The following is a 226-nucleotide window of genomic DNA, read 5'->3' as shown; positions in this document are numbered from 1 at the left end:
GGTTTCATTATCTGTTCCATTACATTCTATAGTTTCATCTACAACCGTACAAGCAGTAAGGTCTGGACCGATAGAATCTTCAAGGGTAAGTGTCGCAGTCAGTGTAGTTTCATTATCACAATCATCCGATACCGTATAGATTACAGTAATAGTACCACCAGCTCCACAAGTAGAAGTAAGGTTTGTAAATACATAATCGGAAGTTACATCAAATACAGCATCTGCA

General features: G+C 38.1%; 1 protein-coding gene. It reads right to left on the bottom strand.

The features are described from left to right. On the bottom strand, positions 1 to 226 hold a 226-nt coding region (locus ACVC3Y_RS00065; protein WP_452225708.1), incomplete at both ends, for a hypothetical protein.

This window comes from Lacinutrix cladophorae (assembly GCF_053604645.1).
This window is presented reverse-complemented; position numbering and strand designations above follow the sequence as displayed.